Consider the following 2,794-nt stretch of genomic DNA (forward strand, 5'->3'; position numbering starts at 1 on the left):
TAGATTTTTTGGAAAACTTTGCAACAGAACCTTATTTTGTAACATTTATAGAATACAACTTTTTTCCTTGACTTTGATAGTTTACAAATGTAAACTATATATAGATAGAAATTTCAAAGCATTCATTTAGGAGGAAAATATGTCAAATAAAACTCATTCGTCTAATCACGATGAAATGATGTCTGAGCATCATCATAATCATGAAATAATGGATATGGAGCACGAAAACCATGAGGTGCACAACATGCACAATATGGATAATATGCATGATATGGACAATATGGATATGATGAATCATGGAGGACACATGATGCATATGGGTGATATGAGTAAAAAGCTCAAAGTGGCTATCATTCTTATGATTCCGCTACTACTCATTTCACCAATCGCTGGCTTTACTATCCTTAAATTCCCCGGAAGTGAAATTTTGCAACTTATCCTTGGTACAATTATCTTCTTTTACTCTGGGACTCCTTTTTTTAGCGGAGCAAAAGGTGAATTAAAAAGCCGTAAGCCAGCCATGATGATGCTGATTACAATGGGAATTACCGTTGCCTATGCTTATTCTGTTTATGCCACAATCATGAGTCTTAACGGACATATGGGCATGAACTTCTGGTTTGAACTGGCAACATTAATTGTCATTATGTTGATTGGTCACCTGATTGAGATGAAAGCAATCATGGGTGCTGGCGATGCATTGAAAGATTTAGCAAGCCTTGTTCCCAAAAAAGCTCACTTAAAAAGTGGGAAGGATGTGGAGCTTTCAGAACTAAAAGTTGGCGATTTACTTTTAGTGAAAGAAAATGAGAAAATACCTGCAGATGGCCTTATATTAAGTGAAGCGCTCGTTGATGAGTCAATGATTACTGGTGAAAGCCGAGCAGTCAATAAAAAAACAAATGACCTTGTTTATGGTGGTTCCCTCAATCAAAACCAACCATTTGAGATGAAAGTCACAACCCTTGGAAAAGATTCATTTCTCAATCAAGTGGCCGAATTAGTCAAGAAAGCCCAAGCTCAAAAATCTAATTTGGAAAATATGGCAGATAGAGTGGCTGGTTACCTTTTCTATGCCGCACTTATTGTTGGTATCTTTTCATTAGTTTTTTGGACAATTAGTTCTAACTTTAGTTTTGCTCTACTTCTTGCGGTTTCTGTTTTTGTAATTGCATGTCCACACGCTTTAGGTCTTGCGGTTCCACTTGTTGTTTCTCGCCTAACCAGTATTTCTGCTAAAAATGGTTTATTAATTCAAAACAGAACTTCTCTAGAAAAAATAAATACAATTAAATATGCCTTAATGGATAAAACGGGAACATTAACTGACGGTAAGTTTATTGTTCGTAATGTTATTGATTTTACTGATGAAACAGACATTCTCCAAATCATGGCAGCACTTGAAGGAAGTTCCACTCACCCGATTGCTCAATCAATCGTTTCAGCTGCTAAACCTCTTGAAAATCTAAAAGTTGAAGCGGTTGAAAATATTCCAGGAGTTGGGATTAAAGGGCAAGTTAATCAAAACTTTTATCAAATTGTTAACTATAAATATCTTCGTGAAAATCAACTTTCTTATGATGAACAAAAGATTGCTCAATATTTAGATTTAGGTTTAACTATATCTTTCCTAATCAATGAACAACAAGATGTTTTAGGATTTATTGCCTTAGGAGATTCTCCTAAATCAGACGCGAAAGCCTTTATTAATGGTTTATTAGCCCAAGGAATTACCCCTGTTATGCTCACGGGTGATAATAAAGAAACTGCTCAAAAAATTGCTAGTGCACTAAATATTCCCGAATTTAGAGCGGAATTAAAACCTGAAGATAAAGCAGAAATTGTGAAAGAGTACCAAAAGAAAGCCGGCGTGCTTTTCATTGGTGATGGTGTCAATGATTCCCCAGCTCTTGCAACTGCTACGATTGGTTTTGCGATTGGAGCAGGAACTTCGGTTGCTATCAGTACCGCTGATGTCGTCCTAGTTAACTCCAATCCAAGTGACGTCTTGGATATGATTAATATCTCCAAACGCATGCTTAGAAAAATGAAACAAAACCTCTGGTTTGGAGCAGGCTATAACATTATTGCTATTCCTGTTGCAGCGGGTATTCTTTATCCATTTACAGGGATTTATATTGACCCTCTCATTGCAGCAGTCCTGATGTCAATCTCAACCGTGATTGTCTCAATCAACGCGATGGGATTGAGGTATGATAAAAAATAGAAGAGCACATGCTCTTCTATTTTTTATCATTATCTCTGTGCTATTCTTGACCTCTACTCAAGGAAATGTATTGCGTGGAAAGTAAGTGATAGGATTGATGCCAAACTCGCCTGTGACACCTTAGAAATAGCTATAAATAAGAGGAATCCTAAGGAACCAATTATCTTTCATTCGGATCAAGGAAGCCAATTTAAATCAGCTTCCTTTAGAAAGTTATTAGATGAGCATCAATTGCTTGCTTCTTACTCCAAGCCTGGATATCCTTATGATAATGCCGTCACTGAGGTCTTTTTCAAGTATCTTAAACAACGAGAAATTAATCGCAGAACTTATCACTCCATTCAAGAAGTTCAACTCTCTTGCTTTGAATACATCGAACAATTTTATAACAATTATAATCCTCATTCCGCCAACAATGGTTTAACTCCAAATCAGAAAGAAGAAAATTATTTTAAGAAATGGAAAGGTTATAATAAACTAGACACAAAGTTAAGAGAAATCGTGGAAAGGTTTATTATGGCAAGAAGAAAATTCGATAAACAATTTAAAAACTCTGCAGTAAAACTC

At 35.9% G+C, this 2,794-nt stretch carries 1 protein-coding gene and 1 pseudogene; both read left to right on the forward strand.

Annotated elements, in window-relative coordinates; genetic code table 11:
• Nucleotides 1–139 precede the first annotated feature (139 nt).
• Entirely contained in the window at nucleotides 140–2,227 is a 2,088-nt protein-coding gene (locus RR45_RS10770) for a heavy metal translocating P-type ATPase (RefSeq protein WP_031367159.1), read from the forward strand.
• A gap of 30 nt (nucleotides 2,228–2,257) precedes the next feature.
• Nucleotides 2,258–2,698: pseudogene (locus tag RR45_RS10775) on the forward strand (IS3 family transposase); the annotation flags it as partial.
• Nucleotides 2,699–2,794 lie beyond the last annotated feature (96 nt).

It is taken from the genome of Pseudolactococcus chungangensis CAU 28 = DSM 22330 (assembly GCF_002441885.1).
In the GTDB taxonomy this organism is placed as follows: Bacteria; Bacillota; Bacilli; order Lactobacillales; family Streptococcaceae; genus Pseudolactococcus; species Pseudolactococcus chungangensis.